This is a genomic window from Ruminococcus sp. AM43-6, assembly GCF_003461785.1.
Lineage (GTDB): Bacteria > Bacillota > Clostridia > Oscillospirales > Ruminococcaceae > Hominimerdicola > Hominimerdicola aceti.
In genome coordinates this window covers 46308-68713 of sequence record NZ_QTXU01000005.1, presented here as the reverse complement: position 1 = coordinate 68713, position 22406 = coordinate 46308, and the positions used below count along the sequence as shown (strand labels likewise).

Sequence of the window (22406 nt, the reverse complement as noted above, 5' to 3'; positions counted from 1 at the left end):
TCTCAAAGGGCTTGATAAATGGGAAGTTATAGTGCAATCTTTTTCCATTTTCTAATCTTGGTTCTAAAGGTTCCGAACGGAGCAACTGTATTAACATGTATGAATTTGTATACTTCCCAGACAGCTGTTTTAGTTGCTTCGTCAGCCCATTTTCTCATATGTGGTTTAAATAATTCTTCATCACTCAGAGAATCAATCATTGCATAAATAGAGTTGATATTCTCATTCAATCTGTCTTTCAATTCTTGCAGTGACAGCTGAGCATATGTATCTGTAAACCATTGATATAATTCGCCAAGCTGATTCCACTTAAAATTATCCGAAGGAGTATTGACAGGAATACCCTTTCTTTCGTCTGATTCCCATTTAATAACAAGAGTTGTCCAGCCAACCTGATAAGCAAGATTTTCTGCCGGAGTTCGATCGACCTCATCAATTCTCTTATCTTTTAAATGCTCCGGAATATCATTAAATTCTGAAATATACTTTGCAAAGCTTTTATTTATCTCGTTTTTAAGCTCGTCTTTATTCTCATATGTTCTCAATAGTCTATCTCCTCAGCTTCCGATTTTCCAGTTTCAAAAAAAGGATTTTTCAAATTAGTCTTTGCAAATAACCCTTGAACCTTCACCATCAATTACAATTCCCTGACGGTTGTTAATTGGGGATAGATTCAAATCCGAAAATTCAGTCATTATTTTCTCGGTAACTTTCTTAAATGGTGCTGTAAGATAATGCGGAAGAACATAGAAATCAATCAAATCAAGCCCTGCATCATCTTCTTGTGAGTAGTCCTCCGGCTTTTCATCCATTTGCTCGATATATTGGATGCTTGGAGCGCATATAATTGCGCCTGCCGACTCACCAATCATCAGTTTTCCATTTGCCAATTCCTTTTTCAGCAGTCCATCAGTTCCCGTTTTACGGAGCTGGTCCATGAGAAAGAAAGAATTTCCACCAGTAAAATATATCACATCTGCTTCTTCAAAAACAGACTGTATCGTTGAATAAGCCTCCGTTGAAATATCAATTTCAGTTACGATTGCTCCCAGTTTATTGAATAGCTTTCGAGCCGAGCCGACATAACCGGTGTAGCCTTCACGCAGTGAAGCTGTTGGAATAAATGCGACTTTCTTATTTTCAATTTCTTCCTTTATCAGACTTCCTACACTTGAAAAGTGCGAACATAAAAATAGTTTCATCAATATTCTCCTTTATAAATTCCGATTTGTATTTCTGTTTGTTTTAAAAATGGGCAACTCCGATTGGAATTGCCCATTAATTCTACAGATTAACTTACTATGTTTACTCCAACGTCTTCATCGTAGGGAACAACAGCACATCTCTGATAGCCGGCGAGTTCGTCAGCAGCATAACAAGTCTGTCAATGCCGTAACCAATTCCGCCTGTAGGTGGCATACCTATCTCCAAAGCTCTCAGGAAGTCCTCGTCTGTGTGGTTTGCTTCCTCATCACCCTGCTTCAATGCCTCTTCCTGTGCCGCAAATCTCTCACGCTGATCTATCGGATCGTTCAGCTCTGAGTATGCGTTGCACATCTCTCTGCCTGTGATGAAAAGCTCAAATCTTTCTACATAATCAGGATTTTCTGGCTTCTTCTTTGTAAGTGGAGAAATCTCGATAGGGTGATCCATTATGAATGTAGGCTGAATAAGATGCTCCTCAACATATTCCTCAAAGAACAGGTTGAGTATGTCGCCCCTCTTGTGCCTTGCCTCGTATTCAATGTGACGCTCGTCTGCAAGTGCCTTTGCTTCCTCTGTTGTGGCTACCTGTGAGAAATCAACGCCAGAATACTTCTTAACTGCGTCGATCATCGTCATTCTCTCAAACGGCTTGCCAAGGTCGATCATTACATCACCGTATGGTACACAAGTTGTGCCGCATACCTCCTGTGCAACGTGCCTGAACATATTCTCCGTCAGATCCATCATGCCGTAGTAATCTGTGTATGCCTGATAAAGCTCCATAAGAGTGAACTCGGGATTGTGCCTTGCGTCAACACCCTCGTTTCTGAATACTCTGCCTATCTCGTATACTCTCTCAAGTCCGCCGACAATAAGTCTTTTCAGATAAAGCTCCAAAGAAATTCTCAGCTTAACGTCCTCGTCAAGTGCGTTGTAGTGTGTCTCAAATGGTCTTGCGGCAGCTCCGCCTGCGTTAGATACCAGCATCGGAGTCTCAACTTCCATGAAGCCCTGTCCGTCAAGATATCTTCTGATAGATGATATTATCTGTGACCTCTTTATAAATGTGTCCTTTACCTCAGGATTGCATATAAGGTCTGTGTATCTCTGTCTGTATCTTGTGTCCTGATCTTTCAGACCATGCCACTTCTCAGGCAGCGGCAAAAGTGACTTCGAGAGAAGTGTGAACTTATGTGCATGAATGGATATCTCACCCATTTTTGTCCTGAATACAAAGCCCTCAACACCAACGATATCGCCAATGTCGCCCTTCTTGTAATCGTCAAATTCTTCCTTGCCGATCTCGTTCATTCTCAGATATACCTGAACCTTGTCAGTCTTATCTCTCAGATCGAAAAAGCTTGCCTTGCCCATAAGACGTCTTGACATTACTCTGCCTGCAACGCTTACTGTTATGCGGTTTGCCTCAAGAAGCTCCTTGAGCTTTTCTTCGTCTTCGCCTGCCTGTTCCTTAAGCTCAGCCTCAAGCTTTTCATACTGTGCTTTAGCCTCGGCACAGCTTGCCGTAACGTCATACTTTGTTATCTCAAATGGATTCTTGCCCTTGGCTTTCAGTTCCTCCAGCTTGTCCATTCTTATCTTCTTTAAGCTGTTTATGTCCTCCTGAGTAAGCTCTTCCTCAGGAGCGTTTGTGCGGTTTTCCTCGCTCATTTATATTTTCCTTTCCGTGTGTTTTGTAAGTGGTCTGTTACTTTGAAATGTCGATGACCTCGAATTTCAGCAGACCGGCAGGTGTTTCAGCCTCGAAAATGTCGCCTACCTTGTGCTTGAGTGCAGCCTTGCCTATAGGTGACTCGTCAGAGATCTTGCCGTTGTCAGGGTCAGACTCAGTTGAACCTACTATCTGAAGATCCTCGATCTCGTCAAGCTCGATATCCTTTATCTTGATGATAGAGCCTACGCCTATCTCGTTTACAGAAATATCATCGTCCTCAACGACAGTTGCGTTTGAAATGAGAAGCTCTAACTCATTGATCTTTGATTCAAGGATAGCCTGCTCATTCTTAGCCTCGTCATACTCAGCGTTCTCGGAAAGGTCTCCGAAAGAACGTGCTTCTTTAAGCTTCTGAGCAACTTCACGTCTTTTTACTGTAATAAGGTATTCAAGTTCCTCCTGCAATTTAGCATAACCTGCTTTTGAAACAGTCTTAGAAATAGCTGCCATAATTAAACACTCCTATATCAATATAATTTTATACGGGTACTATCAACTTAATATTATACACGATTTGCCCTCTTTTGTCAAGGTCGGAAGCCGTCGCAAACGGGCTTTTTTGCACCTTTGGACAGTCTGCACGATTTTACATTTTGCACAAATTTTCACCTCTGACAACGTGTTAGGATATTGAAAATAATAATAGTATGATTTATAATTATCTTATGATAAAACAAGTTATGAAAAAACATAGGAGGAAATTTTCATGCCAAACCCCATTTTGCCTGCATGGGAGTATATCCCTGACGGCGAGCCGAGAGTTTTCGGCGACAGAGTTTATCTTTATGGCTCACATGACAGAGCCGCTCAAAGCGACTTTTGCGACTATAAACTGAAAGTCTGGTCTGCACCACTTGATGACCTTAACCATTGGGTCTGTCACGGACACAGCTTTCATACCCGTGATGACCGTGACCATAAGTCCGATACCGAGGGAATGACCGACCGCAAGCTGTTCGCTCCGGACGTTATAGAAAAAGACGGCAGGTATTATCTCTATGCCTATATAGTCGGCTCAAAGGGCGTTGTTGGCGTGTCCGATAAGCCCGAAGGTCCTTTCAAGCTTCTTTCACAGTATAAATATGATCCTGAGGACGCAGGCGATGACGGCATTTATAATGATGCAGGCGTGCTTGTTGATGATGACGGCAGAGTGTATATTTATTATGGCTTCACAGAATCCAACTTCAACGAGATAGACCCTGCGGATATGTATACCATTAAAAAGGGAAGCTACAAAAGAGCGGTCATTGACGACAGCGACAATGCACCGCAGGAACAGCGCTTCTTCGAGGCAAGCTCCCCGAGAAAAATCGGCGATACATACTATCTTATATATTCCCCATGTGTAGGAAGCAGGCTTGCCTATGCAACCTCAGATAAGCCACAAGGTCCGTTCAAATATCGTGGATATATAATAGACAACGGCGTGGATTTCCCAGGTGGAAATGACCACGGCTCAGTGTGCAACATAAACGGTCAGTGGTATATCTTCTATCACAGAATGACAAACAATACCATAATGTCAAGACGTGCCTGCGTTGAGAAAATAAAGATCCTCCCTGACGGAACGATACCGACAGTGGAAATGACCTCGCTTGGCTTTGAAGACAGCCTTGACCCTTTCAAGCCTTATCCTGCGGATATAGCCTGCGTGCTGAAAGGCGGCTGTTTTATCACCGAAAAGGATATCTTCACAAGAAGTATCGTGAACATCACAGAGGGCAATGTTATAGGCTATAAATATTTTGATTTTGGCGAGGACTTTTCCTCAAAGACCATGAAGATAGCCCTGAAAGTCAGGGGCATGGGAACTGTTGCAAAGGTGGCGGTCTATGCTGATGACTATGAGAACAGCGAGCCTGTAGGCTATGTTGATATAGGCACAGGCGACGGAGTTTACACAGGAGTAATCAAGTCCCTTACTGGCAGACATTCTATCTATTTTGTGCCTACTGCTTTTTCAGATGAGCTTGCCGATTGGATAGCAGGTTATTTCAAAAACAAGCCGCTTTTTGAACTTGAAGAATTTGTATTTATGAAATAGGAGGGAATGACATGGAAAAGTTTAGGCTTATCCCACTTCTTACTGCGGCGGTCATGGGCTGTACTGCACTGCTTGCAGGCTGTGGAAAGGGAAGTGACAGCTCTTCATCTAAGGCAGAGGAGGGCGCAAAGACCTCTGATGACGGAAGCATAAATAAAGACCTTACCGCAACCGAGCTTGCAAGACTTCTGGGCAACGGCACAAACCTTGGAAACACAATGGAAGCCTACGGTCATAAAAGCTATTCCGCAGACACCGACCCTGAAAGCTTTGAAACTTTTTGGGGTCAGCCTGTCACAACGGAAGAAATGATAAAGGGCATGAAAGCAAGCGGTTTTGACTCTCTCCGTGTGCCTGTGGCATGGACAAATGCAATGGAGTATGAAAAAGGCGATTACACCATAAATGAAGCCTATCTCGACAGAGTGGAGGAGATAATAAACTACGCTTTGGATAATGATATGTATGTTATCATAAACGACCACTGGGACGGAAGCTGGTGGGGAATGTTCGGTTCTTCCGAGCAGAGTGACGTTGACAAGGCGTTTGAAATGTATAAGTCCATGTGGACGCAGATAGCGAACAGATATAAAAAATACTCCGACAGACTTATATTTGAGGGTGCAAACGAAGAGCTTGGCGACAGACTCAATGACACAGACGTGTGCAAAAACTCAGGCTCACTTTCAAAAGCTGAGTGCTATGAAATGGCCAACAAGATAAATCAGACCTTTGTTGACACTGTTCGTGCAACAGGCGGCAACAACGAACAGCGTTTTCTTCTTATCGCAGGCTACAATACCGATATCACAATGACCTGCTCAAACAAGTTCCAAATGCCAACTGATACCGCAAAGGATAAGCTCCTGCTTTCTGTTCATTATTATACCCCATGGGATTATTGCGGAACAAAGGGTCGCTCAGATTGGGGAACAAAGACAGACTATGAGGAGCAGAACAGACTTTTCAGGAACATGACAAAGTATTCCGAGCAGGGCTACGGCATAATAATAGGCGAGTATGCAGTGCTTACAAACGGCGGTGACGTAAAGAAAGGCACTGACAAGTTTATTGACAACCTCCTTGACAACTGTGACGCCTACGGCTTTGCGCCATTCCTTTGGGATTGCAGTGATTTCTTCTCACGTTCAGACCTTAAAATGCGTGATGAAACTGTGGCAAAGATATTTGATGAAAGACGCCGTGATAACCAGTCTTCGATGACAGTGGAGGAGGAAAGAGCCGCTGCTGTAAAGAAGCTTGATGAAACTCTTGCAGCCGCACCTGAAAAGCTAACAGATGATACCGCACCGCAGGCTGACGAGAACACAGCGGTGGCATGGATAATGTATCAGAGTGCAGATTTTTCCGTATGCTACAGCGTTGGTGACGAGTATGACCCGGTATCAAAGAGCGACGGAGTGATCGCAGAAAACGCAGTTATAGACGGCGATGGAACATATACAGTAAGCCTTGATATGTCATCAAACAATGCCAACGGCATTGCATTCTCGGCTCTGGGTATCGCAAACGGTGAAAAGCTTTATCCGGGCTATATCGCAACTATTGACGAGATAAAGATAAACGGTGAAGCTGTTGAAACCATAGCGGAGGGCTATACCACCTCTGACGACCAGCTTTGCACAAGAGTGAACCTTGTAAATCAGTGGGTATCCACACCGCCTGAGGACGCAAGGATAGCAGGCGGTGACCTTTCAAAGGCTTCTCCAACAATACTTGACTATGCAGGAAAGATAAACACTCTCGAAATAACATTCACATACGCTCCTGCGGCATAGTTCAGAGCATATAAAAACGGCAGTTCAGCATATGCTGTTCTGCCGTTTTAGTTTGTGAAATATCAGAACTGCGAATTAGTCCAGTCCACAATACTTTGGATAGACTTATCACGCTTGTTAATGAACGCCCTTATGCAGTCTGAAGAAGCATATCCTCCATGAAGCGCTTCTTCAGCCGAGCCTGTTTCAGGGTATCTTGCAAAGAACTGCTCATAAAGAGGAAAATAAATGCTTTCAAATTCTGCGAGCCTATCAAGTGCCTTTTCTTTTTCAAACGTACCCTCAGACATCTTTAAAAGCCTGTCATTGAAATCGTTCCTGAAATTTTCGTTTGACATAAGATAAGCAAAACTCAGAACCGCAGGATTTTTCGTGTCCGTGTCAAGCAGTCCCTTTGGCTTGTAGTTATCCTCTTTCATTGTGTTGGTCCAAGCGTCGCCCTCGCCGCTCACTCCGCCGAACTCAACGTCATAGAACATGAAACGCCATTTGCCGTCTGCATATTCGTTAGAACTGTCTGTGTTCTGCACCTTCCACATTGACCAGTTTTTGCCCGGCCAATCCCACTTGTTGTTTATCCAGACCTCTGCAAGAAAATAATCTCTCACACTGTCTGTGTCAACAAGCTTTGAGAACTCATCGTAGTCCGCCTGTGAAGAAAGGTCTTTGTGTGAATTGAAGAAATCTGTAAGCTCCTTGAAGAAATATCCCTCGTCTGTTTCTCCCTCCGGAAGCTTGCCCTCGTCAAGCTTGTAGCCGCTTTGATAGGTTTCTGCGTCGCCTTTGTAGACCACCACATCGTCTTTGTTCACACCGTAGTGGCTTTCAAAATAATTGTCGGAATAGTCCTCCTCCAGCACATAAAGTCCCCAGTATTCGCCATTCAGATAAACAACGCATGGACGTGAAGCCTTTGTTGAGCCGTCAAGCTCTGTCATAAGACTCTGCCAATAGGTGTCATTGAATTTTGCCGTAAAAGCACAGTTTCCGCCTGCACGGAGAGTAAGCGTCTTAAAGCTGTCGATAGTTTCATTAGATGCGTTTTTCAGTCCCTCAAAGACCTCATAGTTAAACTTCTTTTCGCCATATTTCTTTCTGGCGTAAAGCCTGAATCCCTTTTGCAGATCGGAGCGTGAATAGTTTCCCTGTATCCTTATGCCGCAATCCTGTGACAAAGCGTTTGTCACATTTCCCTCGGCTGAAATCTCGTTAAGCTCGATGTGACAATTACGTTCCCATTCCTTGCCACGCTGTTTGTAGTTTGCGTCAAGCTGTCTTGCAGTTTCGTTTTCTATGCTTTCTCCGCTGGCTTTATAGTCCTCAAGTGCCTTGTTGAAAATATCTCCCTTGACGTAAATGCCGATCTTGCTGTCGAAAAGGTCAGCGTAGTCCATTGTGATGTTCATTACCGCAAGGTCATGCCCAGCCGCTTCGCAGCTTTCTTTAAGCCCTTTTATATGCTCCTCTGCGCTTCCTATGTAAAAGCTGCCTGAAAAGCTTTTTGAAACGCTTCCGTCACTTTTTTCGCTTGACGCTCTTATAACAGTGCATTTGTCCACCGCTTTGTCAGAAGGTGCTTTTTTGTTGCACCAGAAATCCCCTTCGCCAAAGCTGAACTCATTGAAATTTCCCGATATCATTTCTGTCGGCACAGCTGAAACCACATTAGGGTCATTACTTCTGTCTTTTATCTCGATAGGGGCAGTGTATTCTTCTCTCGTGGCAGAGGTCCTAGGGTCTGTGCCGTCAGTGGTGTAGTATATCTTCTCACCCTCGTTTGCGGTAAGCTCAAGGCTGAAACCGCTGTCATAAAAGCCGCTTTCCTGCGAAAAACCTACAACGCTGTCATTGAGGTCAAACTCAGGTTTGTCTGTTTCAGGCTCGGTGGTGGTATTATCATAGTCTGAAACACTGCTGTCCGCTTTGCCGGAGCTTTCAGCCGCTTTTGATGAAGCCTGTGAACCGTCCACACCCTTTGAACAGCCTGACAGCATAATCACTGCGGCCATAAGGCATAATATTTTTCTTGCGTTCATATATTTCCTGCTTTCTGTTTTATGTAAACGTTTTACTTTGCACATATGATTGTACCATAACAAAGTCCTGGAAGCAATAGAAACGCTCCATTTTCGGCATTTGCAACTGTTTGAAGCCCGTTTGTTTGTCTATTATGGATATAAAGAGCGACATAAAAAAGCGTCGGATAAACTACCCGACGCTTTGTGTATTGTATTTTAAATTATTGTTTGTTTTTATTGTAGATTATCATAAGCCCTTTGAGCAGAAGCTCATCGTCAATGACGATGTCACGCTTGCAGCAAGGAACTATTATTTTTGCCACACCGCCTGTGGAAACCACAGTGCATTTTTCACCAAGCTCATTTTCTATCCTCTCTATAACGCCGTCAATGCTTGCGGCGTTGCTATGGATTATACCGCTCTTCATACAGTCGATAGTATTAGTGCCTATGACCTTTTTAGGCGGTACAAGGCTGATGAAAGGAAGCTGTGAAGCCTTGCCCGAAAGCGAGTCAAGGGAAGTTCTAAGTCCCGGTATTATCATTCCGCCTATGAAATTCTTTTCCTTGTCTATTACTGATATGGTAGTAGCAGTGCCCATATCTATCATTATGATAGGCACAGGGTAGAGGTTTATCGCCGCAACTGCGTCTGCAACTCTGTCGCTTCCAAGCTGTGCGGGATTGTCAAGATTTATCTTAAGTCCCGTCTTTATTCCAGGCCCTACCACCATGATGCGCTTTTTGATAAGCCTCTCCATTGCCTCTTTCATCGTGAGGGTAACAGACGGCACGACGGATGAGATTATGCCGCCCCTGAAATCTGACATATCTATAGAATGTATCTCAAGAATGTTCTTGAGCATTATGGCATATTCAAGTGCCGTGGACTGCTGATTTGTAGAAAGTCTTTCAACAAAAAGTATCCTGTCGCTTTCAAAACAGCCCATTACTATGTTAGTGTTTCCTATATCGACCGCTAAAACCATTTGTATGTTATCCTTTCGGTGAATTTATGCCTGCGCTTTGTTTTTGCTGGGTATGAACCTTGCCTTATAAAGTGCAGCACCCACTGTGCCTGTAACAAATGTACATACAGCCATTTCGACCAGAGCGTTTATGCCTACAAAGGTGCAGATGAATACTATGATATTCTTTCCGCCCATAAGCTCTTTTACATAATCGGTGTTGCCGAAAAGCAAAACAAGCGCACTCATAAAGAACGCAGTGTTCAAAAACGCAGTAAAAAAGCCCGTGACAGCATATGAAACATAATTGTTTGTTACCTTGCTCATGCCTTTTGCAATAAATCCTACGACAATGCCGTCAAGAAGTCTTGGTACAAATCGCTGAACGAAAGCCAGGACCGGATCGATCGCAACAAGTGCTGCACCCATTCCGCTTGGCACGCCTATTCCGAAGCACTGCAAAAAGCTGAGCAGTCCGAAAACTCCTCCAATGACTGCGCTTCCCACAGGGCCTACCGTTACAGCCGCTATCGCAATAGGAATTACGTTGAGAGTAATTACCAGCGGTCCGATAGGTATAGAACCGATAGGAGTGAACGAGAAGATCATTGTAAGAGCTGTCATCAATCCCAGTATCACCAATGATTTTGTGTTGACCTTTGTTTTCATATTAAATTTCCTCCTTGTTATTATTCCTCCATCATGGGAGGATACAATACAATACCAATATATTATAGCATATTTTTTCGCATATTTCCATAGCTTAAGCAAATTTTTTATGAATTTTTTTATCTTCATAAACAGGAATATTTCTGTACTCACAAATGTATAATTTATTAACAAAAGAAAACGAAATAAGCACTGCAAAATTCCATATAGTGCAAACAAAATCGTGATTTTTCATGTAATTGTGATATTTTTTACACCTGTTTTACACATTCATATGTACATTTAGCTGTATGCACATACTTATATATGCTATGTAAAAGTTAATAATTAATAGAATATTCATAGATTATGTTAGAATAGTTCATTGACATTTTGTATAATTAAAAGCAAGCAAAGAGAGAATTTGTGTGAGATTTACACAAACCTCTTTGAACACATTATTACATTACATATAGGAGGAATTAGAAATGAGATTTACATTACCAAGAGACCTTTATCACGGCAAGGGAGCATTGGAGAACCTGAAAACACTGAAAGGTAAGAAAGCTATCATCGTAGTCGGCGGCGGCTCAATGAAGAGAAACGGTTTTCTCCAGAAGGCAGAAGCTTATCTGAAAGAGGCTGGAATGGAAGTTAAGCTTCTTGAGGGCGTAGAGCCAGACCCTTCTGTAACAACAGTTATGAATGGTGCAAAGGTCATGCTCGAATTTGAGCCTGATTGGATCGTAGCAATGGGCGGCGGCTCACCTATCGACGCTGCAAAGGCTATGTGGATCAAGTATGAGTATCCTGACTGCACATTTGAAGATATGTGTAAGGTATTCGGTATCCCTGAGCTGAGAAAGAAAGCACACTTCTGCGCAATTTCTTCAACATCAGGTACAGCTACTGAGGTAACAGCATTCTCTATCATCACAGATTATGACAAGGGTATCAAGTATCCTATCGCTGACTTTGAGATCACACCGGATGTAGCTATCGTTGACCCTGACCTTGCAGAAACAATGCCACAGAAGCTGACAGCTCATACAGGTATGGACGCTCTGACACACGCTATCGAAGCTTATGTTTCAACAGCAAACTGTGCATATACAGATCCGCTTGCTATCCACGCTATTGAAATGATCCAGAAGGATCTTGTTGATTCCTACAACGGCGATATGGGCGCAAGAGATAGAATGCACGACGCTCAGTGTCTTGCAGGTATGGCATTCTCAAACGCTCTGCTTGGTATCGTTCACTCAATGGCTCATAAGACTGGTGCTGCTTTTGCTGATTACGGTGCACACATTATCCACGGTGCAGCTAACGCAATGTATCTGCCAAAGGTAATCGCATTCAATGCTAAGGACGAAACAGCTAAGAAGAGATATGGCGTTATCGCTGATTATATGCACCTGGGTGGTTCAAACGATGACGAGAAGGTAAAGCTCCTCATCGAGTATGTAAGAGGCATGAATGACAAGCTCAACATTCCTCACTGCATCAAGAACTATGGTACAGACAGCTATCCATGTGAGCAGGGATTCGTTCCTGAGAACGTATTCCTTGAGAGACTCCCTGAGATCGCTAAGAACGCTATCGCAGATGCTTGCACAGGTTCTAACCCACGTCAGCCTTCACAGGAAGAAATGGAAAAGCTCCTCAAGTGCTGCTACTACGATACAGAAGTTGATTTCTAATTCTCCAGATTATAGAACAGAGAGCGTCCCGAACTTGTTTCGGGGCGTTTTCTGCTTTTTTTGTGTATTTCGCTTAAAAACACTTGATTTTTATTAGATTTTATGTTATAATTTTAGTAGACTTGGGAAATTTTATTATATAAGCAGGGGGAGAGTGTTTATTTTGCAGGATATGGACTATTATTTTTCTCATTTTCCTGTGCTGGAAACAGAAAGACTCATACTCAGGGCGAAGACCGCTACTGACGCAGAGGATATGAAAACCTATATGGCTGACGAGAGCCTTTACAAATATTGGGGCAGAAACATGACAAGGCAGGAAAGAGAGCCGTCGCTTTTTTTCGGACGCACTCTTAACAACGGCAAAAAGGATCATATAAGTTGGGGGATAGAGCTAAAGAAAAATCATAGGTTGGCAGGGGAGGTAAATCTCTTCAATATCGAGAATGACAGACAGGCAATGATAGGCTATCGAATCTCGGCGGCGTATCAGAACATGGGTTTTGTCACCGAGGCTCTAAGGCGTGTGATCAGATTTTGCTTTGAGGAAACAGGCATTCAAAGGCTTGAAGCCGAAGTCATGACGGTGAACGTGGCTTCAAACAGAGTAATGGAAAAATGCGGCTTTACCTGCGAGGGAACAAAGCGTCAGGCAAAGTTTGTGAATATCTATACAGACTTCAATATCTATGGGCTTCTCAGAAGCGATATTATGGGAGAGCGTGCGGCTTCTACATAAGACAGAAAAATAACGGGCGGAAGATTTGGTCTTCCGTCCGTTTTGTGTTGTTCTGTATTAGCTTATCAGCCTATAGCTTTGAACGCTTCTCTTATTGAGCGCACACCGATTATTTTCATTGAAAACTTGCTTGTGTCAACGCTTTTCAGCGAATGTGCAGGAACGATACAAGTTTCAAAGCCCATTCGTTCGCACTCTGCAAGGCGCTGTTCACAGTGGGAGATGCTCCTAAGCTCTCCGCCTAAGCCTATCTCGCCAAGGGCGATAAGCTTGTCGCTTATGACCTTGTCCGTCAGCCCCGAATAAAGCGCCAACGCCACCGATAGGTCAGCCGCAGTGTCATCAAGCTTTAATCCGCCTACAATGTTGATATAAACGTCCAGCCCACCGAAAAAATAGCCAAGCCGCTTTTCAAGCACAGCTATTATTATCGCCATTCTGTAGTAGTCAAAGCCCGTGGCGGTACGTCTTGGAGAGGCAAGCACGCTCTTGCATACAAGTGCCTGGACTTCCGCCATAACAGGCCTTGTGCCTTCCATTATGCAGGCAACGCAAGTTCCCGAAGCGTCTGTCGGTCTGCCCTCCAAAAACATCATAGAGGGATTTTCAACTTCCAGCAGACCGCTGTCAGCCATTTCAAACATACCTATCTCATTGGTTGAGCCAAAACGGTTTTTTATTGCCCTCAGTATCCTGTAGGTGAGATTTCGCTGACCCTCAAAATACAGCACGCAGTCAACGATGTGTTCCATGACCTTTGGTCCTGCGATAGCACCGTCTTTGTTGACGTGACCAACTATGAACATTGGTATCTCTTCCGACTTTGCTGTGCGCATGAACATATTTGTACATTCTCTTACCTGCGTCACAGACCCCTGCGCTGAGGATATCCCGCTTATGTTCATGGTCTGGATAGAGTCGATTATGACTATCTCAGGCTTTTCTTTCACTATCACAGAGCATATCTGCTCGCAGTCATTGTCTGCAAGAAGATACAGATTTTCAGAATCAACATGAAGCCTGTTTGCACGAAGCTTTATCTGCCGTACAGACTCCTCTCCCGATACATAAAGTATGGTGTGGTCTTGCCCTAAATACTGACATATCTGCAAAAGCATTGTGGATTTTCCTATGCCCGGTTCACCGCCCAGAAGCACCAGAGAGCCTTTCACAAGCCCTCCTCCAAGCACTCTGTCAAGCTCTTTCAGTCCCGTTGCATAACGTATCTCGTTGTAGCTTGCGTCAACGCTGCCTATGCCAACTATCTTGTCGGAAATATCCCTGACAGTCGTGGGCTTAGACTTTGCACCGCCTGTCCTGACCGCAAGCTCGACCTCCTCAAAGGTGTTCCATTCGCCGCAGTTAGGGCATTTGCCGTTCCATTTTGAAGTTTCATATCCGCACTGACTGCACACATACGAAGTTTTCACCTTTGCCATATGGACGTTCCTTTCTGCATATTTATCTGATGATTTGCTGATATATAAAAATGCTGCGCCGATTTTGTGTAGGGGCGGTGCCCCCCACAGCCCGTTTATGCTGCGGTGATCGCTCGTGCAAAGCGCTGAAATTACTTGCCCTCAAGCCCCTTCAAAGCCTTTATCTCGTCACGATCGAGCCTTATAACAGAATCCTTTATTACCTCAATATCGTCTTTCTTTACCACAACAACATTGTCGTTTTTATCCATTTTAACTCTCAGCTTGCCTGTGAGCAGATTTACTTCCTCGACAACGCCCTTTCCGTCAGCTGTTCTTACGATAGCGCCCACCTTTGGTGTGTGCTTGAGAAGATCCTCATAGCTGTCCTGCTCGTATTTCAGACAGCACATAAGTCTTCCACAAGTGCCTGAGATCTTCGTAGGGTTAAGCGACAAGCCCTGCTCCTTAGCCATTTTAATAGAAACAGGCTGGAATTCGCCCAAAAATCTTGAACAGCAGAAAGGCTGTCCGCAGATGCCAAGACCCCCAAGCATTTTTGCCTCGTCACGAACGCCTATCTGACGAAGCTCTATCCTCGTTCTGAATACCGCCGCAAGGTCTTTCACAAGCTCACGGAAATCAACTCTGCTCTCGGCGGTAAAATAGAAAAGAAGCTTGTTGTTGTCAAAAGTACATTCAACGTCGATAAGATTCATTTTCAGCTTGTGAGCGGCTATCTTCTGCTCGCATATCTTGAAAGCGTCCTTTTTCTTTTGTCTGTTTTTTTCGATAGTTTTCATATCGTTAGGGGTGGCAAGCCTTATAATGCCTTTTACGGGGTTTGTGAATCTTGTTTCGTCTATTTCCCTGTCCACAAGCGCAACTTCACCACATTCAACGCCCCTTGCGGTCTCAACGATAACTTTGTCGCCCATTTTAACGTCATAGTCTTTTGGGTCGAAGTAGTATATCTTGCCAACGCTTTTAAAGCGTACTCCGATTATTTTTAACATCTCTTTTTCCTTTCAAATATATATCACGGCTTTGCCGTCAGCTACTTTCCTGTGACAGAATATATCTGTCCTGCCAGACTGTTTATGGTCAGGCTTATGTTGCAGTTTGCGTCTATCCTGCCTATGTAGTCAGAAACTATATCGTAAAGCCTGACCGCCTGATCTGAGGAAAGGCTTCTGCTGAGCGTCTTTGCACCCTCTTTCGCACAGCTCACAGACTTTTCGCTTTCTCCCCCGAGCCTGAATGCCGCACTGTCACGGAGTATCTCCTGAAAAAGGCTCAGCCCCTCTCTCAGCAACGTTTTTTTGCCGTCTGCCGCAAATAGCGTTTTCAAAACGTCATATTCGTTTCCACCGCACATTGCGTCGCACAGACCTCTTGCAAGCTTCACGCTGTCAAAAAACTGGGAGTGTTCAAGATACTCGACACATCTGCCGATATTTCCACGTCCTGCGGAAACAGCTTCGCTTATGAGCGCAGGGGCAGTGGCAGGATATTTCTCCTGCAAACACGCCATGCTCTCCGCCTCCGTGACAGAGGTCATGCCAAGGGAAAGCACTCGTGAGATTATGGTAGGCAGAAAAATTTCCTTGCTCCTCGCCGTAAGTATTATAGCGGTATGTTCAGGCGGTTCTTCAATGACTTTAAGCAGAATGTTCTGCACCTGAATAACAGTGTTCACCGATAAGTCAAGGTCAGGGATTATGTATACTTTCATTCTCGCCTCGTTTGGTGCAACGGGAGCTTCCGCAACTATAGGTCTGATAGAATCGTCAACGATATAGTTGCCATTGCTGTTTGCCCTTGCCACCATAACGTCAGGGTGAGCTCCGTCGGCTATCATTCTGCAGGTCCTGCAAACGCCGCAAGGCTCGCCTGTCTGACGTTCGCACAAGAGTGCCGCCGCTATCCATCGTGCAAGGGTCTTTTTTCCAAGCCCCTTTTCTCCGTGTATCATTATGGAGTGCGGCTCTCGTTTCTTTTTTATCATCTCAGATACGAGCCTGCGAGGCTCGCTGTTTCCGTATATTATCAAGCTCTCAGACCCCTTTCTGAAAATTTTCTATCCCTTAGACTTTCTCGAAACGCTCAATATCAGTAACGAATATAGTTGCGCCGCCGATAGCCACCTCAACAGGATATGAAGCCGCACCGTCAGGCTCCATGATAGTTGATGACGGAACGAACTGCTTTCTTTTCTTTGAATACTTTTTGCAGACCTCTATAACAAGGTCTACCTGCTCATCAGGGCAGCAGATAAGAAAGGTGGTGTTTCCTGACATAAGAAAACCGCCTGTTGAAGAAAGCTTTGTGGCTCTTATGCCGGCTTTCAGAAGTCCTTTATTTACAGCGTAGGTATCATCGCTGTTTACGATAGCATAGACAAGTTTCATGATTTTGCCTCCTGTTATTTTGATGTAATAATAGCTTTTTTAGCTACACCTTATATTATAGCACATTTATGCGTTCAATTCCATAGTTTTTCAAAATTTTTATTACCTGCGGTGTTATCTCCTCACCGCTCACTGCCACAGGCACAGAGGGCTGACAGCTTGTGACGGTCATTCCGCATATAAGACCGCAGGCGTCCTCCACGTTTACGGTGTGCTGAGCTGAAAAAGCCGCCTGCCTTATACCCATGCGTTTTATCCCTTTTGGTATAGTGGGTAAGTCACCGAAAAGCCTTATCCTAGGCTGCTTTATCTCTGAAAACGCCTTTTCAAGTTTCAAAAAGTCCTCCTCACTGTTGAAAGGCGACGGCATAAGCACAACATATTGTGTGTCGCTGTATTCAGGCTCGATGCCATATTCCCTCAGCCTGTCTGCAAGGTCGTCACCTGTGATACCGCTTTTGTATGCGGCAATGGTTATCTTCATAGGCTCTTCGCCTATCGTATGCCAGCCGAAAGCTGTTATCCTATCTTTGCAGACTTCTACCCTTTCCACAGTGCGTTCAAGGTCACGAGGAAAATCACCATTCACATAGTCAGCGCAAAGGTCAAGACTTTCCATTATAAGATATGAGGGGCTTGTTGAGCCGAACATTGACATTATCTCTTTGGCGCAATCATCATAATTCGCAGGGGAGTGATTTGAAATATGAAGCATTGCTCCCCCTGTGTAGCATGGAAGCGTTTTGTGAGCAGAGTCACAGCACATATCAGCCCCCAAGTCCATGGGGTGCAGGCTCTCAGGGAGAAACTTCAGATAAGCTCCGTGAGCGTTGTCGCAAAGAAGAGGCACGCCATATTTCCTGCAAACCTCGCTCATGCCCTTTATGTCGCTGAGATCACCAAGATAGTCAGGTGAGGTCACGTAAACGCAATCTGCCTTTGTCCTTGACAGCACCTTTTCAACGTCCTCGGGAGTGACGCTTCCTGCGCATATAGACGTAAACTCGCCCTTTGGATATATCCACTCCACGTCAATGTCAAGGAGTATGCAGGCATTTATAAACGCCTTGTGGACGTTTCTTGGTGCGGCAACAGTTATCTTTTTTCCTTGCCCACTGCGGCATACTATGCCAAGCATTGCCTTTATGCAAAGGCTCGACCCCTCGGCAGAGTAAAAAGTCCGCCTGCTGCTATAGGCTTCCGCCATTTTGGCTTCGCTCTGTGCGATGATCCCCTCGGCTTCAAAAAGATAGTCCGCACCCTTTATTTCAGTGATGTCAAGAGCCTCAAGACCGTGAAATTTCTGCCCTTTGTGACCGGGCATATGAAACCTCGCTATGCCTGACTTTGCATAATCATTCACGAATTTGTTCACAGGTGCGTTCAATGCTATCTTCCTTTCAGTGCGCTTTTGAGCATGGCAGGCTTCATACCGCAGGAAATGCGCTTTCTTGCAAGCCTGATAGTTCTGGATACTGTGGATTTTGAAACACCCTCTGCGTCGGCTATCTCCTGCATTGTCATGCCCTTTGTATAATACATTATTATATAACATTTCTGCCGTTTCGTCAAATTTTCCCGCACTATCTCACGCATGAGCCTGTTTTCTATGGCAGAGGCAGGGTCGGGACTATCTTTCTCAGTGACACGAGGACTTGAGATATAGTTTTGTATAAGCTCGTATGATACCTTTGTGTGCTGCATAAAAATCCTTTCTTTATCTTTTTTTTGATGTTTTCTGACCATTTTTTTACCCACTATATATTGTGGGCAAATTTTTGGACAAACACAATTTTCAAAATTCTTGTTTAATTTGTGGGAAATTAAACGGACTGTTTGTGCATTTTACCATTGCAATTTAAAGAAATATGTGTTATAATGTATCTGCAAATTTGTTTGAGGGTGTTTTGTTGGACTTATAAATATAAATAAAGGAAAAAGCCGATATGAACATCTTTTGAACGAAAAGGGCGGTATTGTGTAAGCTGCCCGTTCTATTTTGAGCCGAATACTGCGGATAAAAATAAAAACACAGGGCAGTGTGAAGCTTTAAGGAGAAGTGTAAAAATTTATGGAGAAAGTAAAGCTTAACAGATTGTCTGAGCTTACTGCTATTGCGAGAAAAAGAGAGCTTACCGCAGATGAGAAGTCTGAGCGTGAGGCTTTGAGAAATGAGTATCGCAGAAGCGTTATAGCTAACCTGACAGGTCAGCTTGAAGCCACGACGATCATTGAGCCGGACGGCTCAAGAATTAAGGTTTCGGATATGAAACGCAGCGGGGAGGATAAAATAAAGTGACAGGAGTTTCCAGACAGAAACAGAAGCTTTTGACCATGAAAAAGCTTTTTGAGACCAAGACAGACGAAAAGCACACCATTACAGGAAACAGGCTTATCGAGATTCTGGGCGACTACGGCATAAAAGCTGAGCGTAAGACTATCTATGACGATATCAAGACCCTCTGCGACAGCGGAATGGATATTGAGATAACTAAGGACGGTCACTCCAACGCTTATTATCTTGCTCAAAGGCTGTTTCAGGACGAGGAGCTGTATGTTCTTGCAGACGCAGTTGCTTCAAGCAGGTTTCTTACACAGAAGAAATCGAAGGAGCTGTTAAAGAAGATACAATCACTTACATCTGAACACAAGGCAAAGGATCTGCGCCGAATGGTCTATGTGTCAAACAGGACAAAGACCTTCAATGAGCAGATATACTATGCCATAAACAGCATACAAGAGGGCATTTTCAGCGGCTTGGAGATACACTTCAAGTATTACGAATACACCGTTGAAAAACGCAAACAGCTTCGCCACGGTGGCGAGGTGTATACGGTTTCACCGTATTCTCTGGTTTGGGAAAACGACAACTATTACCTTGTGTGCTATTGCGAAAAGCATGAAAAGATATGCCGCTACAGAGTTGACAGAATGACTCAGGTCACTGTTACAGATATCCCCAGGAGGGAGCTTTCCGAGGAGGAGAAGACAGAGGTCACAAATCGTCAGACTATCTATGGAATGTATGGCGGCGAGCTTATGACGCTGCAATTGCAGTTTGACAATAAGCTCATAGATGTTGTAATGGATCGTTTTGGTGAGAAAACCATATGTCACAAAAATTCCGACAATACCTTCTATATAAATGAGGAGGTACAGGTCGCACCAACATTCTGGGGCTGGCTTTTCCAGTTCGGCTCACAGGCAAAGGTGCTTGGACCTGAAAGGGCAGTGGAAATGGCAAAGGACGCTATTTCAGATATTGCCGATTGCTACAAATAAAAATTTGGACAAGGATAAAAGAGCCGAGATATAAATAGGCGAACGTCTGCTGTAAAAGGCAGGCGTTTTTTATTTGGATATACTGCTTCACTATTGATTATAGCACATATGTTCGATATTGTCAAGGGGTAATGTAAAATTTCCGTAAGATGTCGGCAAAAAGTTGACAGCACAGGGGCGAATATGTTATAATATTTACACAAGCAAAGGCGCTTTGAGTAGAAGATACCCAAAGCGCTATTTTTATAATAAGGTAAAAAGGGGTGATAAGCTTGACCACAATGCTCATTTTATCTTCTGTGATAGTGCTGTGCTGTGTGTTTTTCAATAAAATATCGGATAAGTTTGGGCTTCCTGCATTGCTGGCGTTCATTCTTCTTGGAATGTTGTTCGGCTCTGACGGGCTTTTTAAAATAGAGTTCGATAACTATAAATTTGCCGAGGAGATATGCTCGGTGGGACTTGTTTTCATAATCTTCTACGGAGGCTTTGGCACGAAATGGAGCGAAGCCAAAAAGGTGGCAGGCAAGTCACTTATACTCGCTTCCGCAGGAGTTTTGCTCACAGCCTTTGCAACGGGAGCGTTCTGTAAATTCGTGTTAGGATTCGAGTGGCTGGAAAGTCTGCTTATAGGCGCTGTTATAAGCTCCACAGACGCCGCTTCGGTGTTCTCTGTACTTAGAAGCAAAAAGCTGAACCTGCGATACGGTACGGCTTCAATACTGGAGCTTGAAAGCGGAAGCAACGACCCTTGGGCTTATATGCTCACGGTTATAATACTTTCAGTAATGAAAGGCGGTGCGACGGCAGGAGGCTTTGTTGTGAGCCTGCTTGCACAGGTGTTCTTCGGTGTGGGCTTCGGTGCGCTTATATCTTTGGGCGCAGTGTATCTCATAAAACGTGTGCGATTTGACGCCGCAGGCTTTGACGCTATCTTTGTTACTGCCATAGCTATTCTTTCCTACGCTCTGCCCTCGGCAGTGGGCGGAAACGGCTATCTTAGCTGTTACATTGTGGGAATAGTCCTGGGCAACACAAAAATATCAGGAAAGACAGCCCTTGTGCATTTCTTTGACGGAATAACGGGCTTCACACAGATATTGCTGTTTTTCCTACTTGGACTTTTGGCATTCCCGTCACAAATGCCGTCAATAATACTTCCTGCGGCAGCAATAGCACTGTTTCTTACATTCGTGGCAAGACCTGCGGCTGTCACCCTCATAATGAAGCCTTTCGGTGCAAAGTGGAAGCAGATAGCCCTTATCTCATGGGCAGGACTGAGGGGAGCGACCTCTATTGTTTTCGCTATCATGGCGACAGTTGATGACGCATATATGAAAAATGACGTTTTCCATATCGTTTTCTGTATCGTGCTTATGTCTATCGGTATTCAGGGTACGCTTCTGCCGCTGTTTGCTAAAAAGCTCGATATGATAGACGATGAGGAGAACGTAATGAAAACGTTCAATGACTACAGCGACGAAACGGAAGTGCAGTTTATAAAGCTTTCTGTTCAGCCGGACAGCAATTGGGCAGGGCGGAAGATAAAGGATATACCTTTTCCGAGAGGTCTGCTTGTGGTGATGATACTCCGTGACAAGGAGAAGATAATACCAACAGGCAAAACCCAGATACTTGCAGGGGACGTTGTGGTGCTCAGTGCGGCAGGCTTTTATGATGACAGTCATTTTGTTTTAAGCGAAATGAACCTTGATAAGAATCACGAGTGGTGCGGTCTGAAAGTGTCAGAGATAACAATGTCAGAGGACAGCCTGATAGTAATGATAAAACGTCAGGGGCGTATCCTCATTCCAAACGGCAGACTGCGGCTCAAAGAGGGAGATGTGCTTGTTGTCACATCAGGATAGTTGATATAAGGCGGCAGATTGACTTGCGTTTTGTGTGAGCCGTTTATATGAAAACCACTTTGCTTTTCTTATCAGCTTATTTTCAGTGTCTTTTCATAAAACTATCATATTGAACAGGTATTATATATACAAGGTCAGAGGAACACCGAGAAAGACCTCAGGCAAAAGCTTTGAGAGCTTGATGAAAGTTCCGTCAACCAATTACTCATAATGAGTTTTTCATATAATGAGTTTTCATATATAATTTTCCTTCATTCTTCTTTTCATTTCATCTCGCTGTGCTCTGAATTTTCAGAGTGCGGCAAAAGTGAAATGGCATGGAAAAATACATAACTTTAGCATTCCCCATTCATAATTTTTTCTTCATATTATACTTCTTACTTCTCTGAAAGACCCTGCGGCTTTTGCCGCGGGGTCTTTTGGATTTGTAGAATTTATATCAAAACAAACGTTCTTACCTGTGCATATCGACAAAAAAACTTGCTGTCCAAAAAATTACCCCTCAAATTCATGAAGTTGTGTTATCATACATACAGCCCCGAAATAGAAAAAGAAAAATATGAG

General features: G+C 44.0%; 20 protein-coding genes. 7 read left to right on the top strand and 13 right to left on the bottom strand.

Annotation, left to right across the window (positions count from 1 at the left end):
* Positions 1-26: 26 nt before the first annotated feature.
* From DW938_RS05055 to greA, 4 genes are all read right to left on the bottom strand, one after another.
* Positions 27-545 (bottom strand): ClbS/DfsB family four-helix bundle protein, encoded by a 519-nt coding sequence (locus DW938_RS05055; RefSeq protein WP_117849504.1) that lies wholly within the window; start codon positions 543-545, stop codon positions 27-29.
* Between the two features lie 54 nt (positions 546-599).
* Positions 600-1202 (bottom strand): Type 1 glutamine amidotransferase-like domain-containing protein, encoded by a 603-nt coding sequence (locus tag DW938_RS05050; protein WP_118124085.1) that lies wholly within the window; start codon positions 1200-1202, stop codon positions 600-602.
* A 103-nt stretch (positions 1203-1305) separates the two neighbouring features.
* Entirely contained in the window at positions 1306-2877 is a 1572-nt protein-coding gene (gene lysS, locus DW938_RS05045; protein WP_118124084.1) for a lysine--tRNA ligase, read from the bottom strand.
* Between the two features lie 37 nt (positions 2878-2914).
* The gene (gene greA / locus DW938_RS05040) at positions 2915-3391 is read right to left on the bottom strand and encodes a transcription elongation factor GreA (protein WP_022287906.1); all 477 of its coding nucleotides are present in this window, start codon (positions 3389-3391) and stop codon (positions 2915-2917) included.
* 256 nt (positions 3392-3647) lie between these two features.
* On the opposite strand from greA, the gene DW938_RS05035 reads away from it, so the two are divergent.
* Together DW938_RS05035 and DW938_RS05030 are read left to right on the top strand one after the other, a co-directional pair.
* The gene (locus DW938_RS05035; protein ID WP_118124083.1) at positions 3648-4988 is read left to right on the top strand and encodes a family 43 glycosylhydrolase; all 1341 of its coding nucleotides are present in this window, start codon (positions 3648-3650) and stop codon (positions 4986-4988) included.
* Positions 4989-4999: 11 nt separating this feature from the next.
* Positions 5000-6787 carry a glycoside hydrolase family 5 protein gene (locus tag DW938_RS05030; RefSeq protein WP_118124082.1) on the top strand — a complete coding sequence of 596 codons (1788 nt, stop codon included), beginning with the start codon at positions 5000-5002 and terminating at the stop codon, positions 6785-6787.
* Between the two features lie 62 nt (positions 6788-6849).
* Here DW938_RS05030 and DW938_RS05025 read toward each other — a convergent pair whose 3' ends face one another.
* From DW938_RS05025 to DW938_RS05015, 3 genes are all read right to left on the bottom strand, one after another.
* Positions 6850-8823, bottom strand: coding sequence for a CotH kinase family protein (locus DW938_RS05025; protein WP_181984375.1), 1974 nt, complete (start codon positions 8821-8823; stop codon positions 6850-6852).
* 203 nt (positions 8824-9026) lie between these two features.
* Positions 9027-9794, bottom strand: a complete 768-nt coding sequence (locus tag DW938_RS05020; RefSeq protein ID WP_118124080.1) for a type III pantothenate kinase — start codon at positions 9792-9794, stop codon at positions 9027-9029.
* Positions 9795-9818: 24 nt separating this feature from the next.
* A complete protein-coding gene (locus DW938_RS05015; protein ID WP_117876582.1) occupies positions 9819-10442 on the bottom strand; it encodes an ECF transporter S component in 624 nt (207 codons plus the stop codon).
* A 467-nt stretch (positions 10443-10909) separates the two neighbouring features.
* Here DW938_RS05015 and DW938_RS05010 point away from each other — a divergent pair, with 467 nt between their 5' ends.
* Together DW938_RS05010 and DW938_RS05005 are read left to right on the top strand one after the other, a co-directional pair.
* Complete coding sequence (locus DW938_RS05010; RefSeq protein ID WP_117876580.1) at positions 10910-12124, top strand: iron-containing alcohol dehydrogenase; 1215 nt, start codon at positions 10910-10912, stop codon at positions 12122-12124.
* Positions 12125-12278: 154 nt separating this feature from the next.
* Positions 12279-12863: a GNAT family protein gene (locus tag DW938_RS05005; RefSeq protein ID WP_147342362.1), complete on the top strand. Its 585-nt coding sequence runs from the start codon at positions 12279-12281 to the stop codon at positions 12861-12863.
* A gap of 65 nt (positions 12864-12928) precedes the next feature.
* Here the strand turns inward: DW938_RS05005 and radA are convergent, their stop codons facing one another.
* The 6 genes from radA to DW938_RS04975 form a co-directional block, all read right to left on the bottom strand.
* Entirely contained in the window at positions 12929-14302 is a 1374-nt protein-coding gene (gene radA / locus DW938_RS05000; RefSeq protein ID WP_117876577.1) for a DNA repair protein RadA, read from the bottom strand.
* A gap of 131 nt (positions 14303-14433) precedes the next feature.
* A complete protein-coding gene (locus DW938_RS04995) occupies positions 14434-15297 on the bottom strand; it encodes a stage 0 sporulation family protein (protein WP_118124078.1) in 864 nt (287 codons plus the stop codon).
* Positions 15298-15338: 41 nt separating this feature from the next.
* Positions 15339-16334: a hypothetical protein gene (locus DW938_RS04990; RefSeq protein ID WP_242992388.1), complete on the bottom strand. Its 996-nt coding sequence runs from the start codon at positions 16332-16334 to the stop codon at positions 15339-15341.
* A gap of 34 nt (positions 16335-16368) precedes the next feature.
* Entirely contained in the window at positions 16369-16692 is a 324-nt protein-coding gene (locus tag DW938_RS04985) for a cyclic-di-AMP receptor (RefSeq protein ID WP_022287895.1), read from the bottom strand.
* 55 nt (positions 16693-16747) lie between these two features.
* Positions 16748-18079 (bottom strand): PLP-dependent transferase, encoded by a 1332-nt coding sequence (locus tag DW938_RS04980; RefSeq protein ID WP_118124077.1) that lies wholly within the window; start codon positions 18077-18079, stop codon positions 16748-16750.
* Between the two features lie 2 nt (positions 18080-18081).
* Positions 18082-18396 carry a sigma factor-like helix-turn-helix DNA-binding protein gene (locus DW938_RS04975; protein ID WP_181984374.1) on the bottom strand — a complete coding sequence of 105 codons (315 nt, stop codon included), beginning with the start codon at positions 18394-18396 and terminating at the stop codon, positions 18082-18084.
* Between the two features lie 367 nt (positions 18397-18763).
* On the opposite strand from DW938_RS04975, the gene DW938_RS04970 reads away from it, so the two are divergent.
* The 3 genes from DW938_RS04970 to DW938_RS04960 all read left to right on the top strand — a co-directional run bounded on the left by DW938_RS04970 (position 18764) and on the right by DW938_RS04960 (position 21842).
* On the top strand, positions 18764-18991 hold the full coding sequence (locus DW938_RS04970; protein ID WP_118124075.1) for a DUF896 domain-containing protein: 228 nt from the start codon (positions 18764-18766) through the stop codon (positions 18989-18991).
* Positions 18988-19974, top strand: a complete 987-nt coding sequence (locus DW938_RS04965) for a WYL domain-containing protein (protein WP_022287891.1) — start codon at positions 18988-18990, stop codon at positions 19972-19974. The genes DW938_RS04970 and DW938_RS04965 overlap by 4 nt, the downstream gene beginning before the upstream one ends.
* 281 nt (positions 19975-20255) lie before the next feature.
* Positions 20256-21842 (top strand): potassium/proton antiporter, encoded by a 1587-nt coding sequence (locus DW938_RS04960; RefSeq protein WP_242992394.1) that lies wholly within the window; start codon positions 20256-20258, stop codon positions 21840-21842.
* Positions 21843-22406 lie beyond the last annotated feature (564 nt).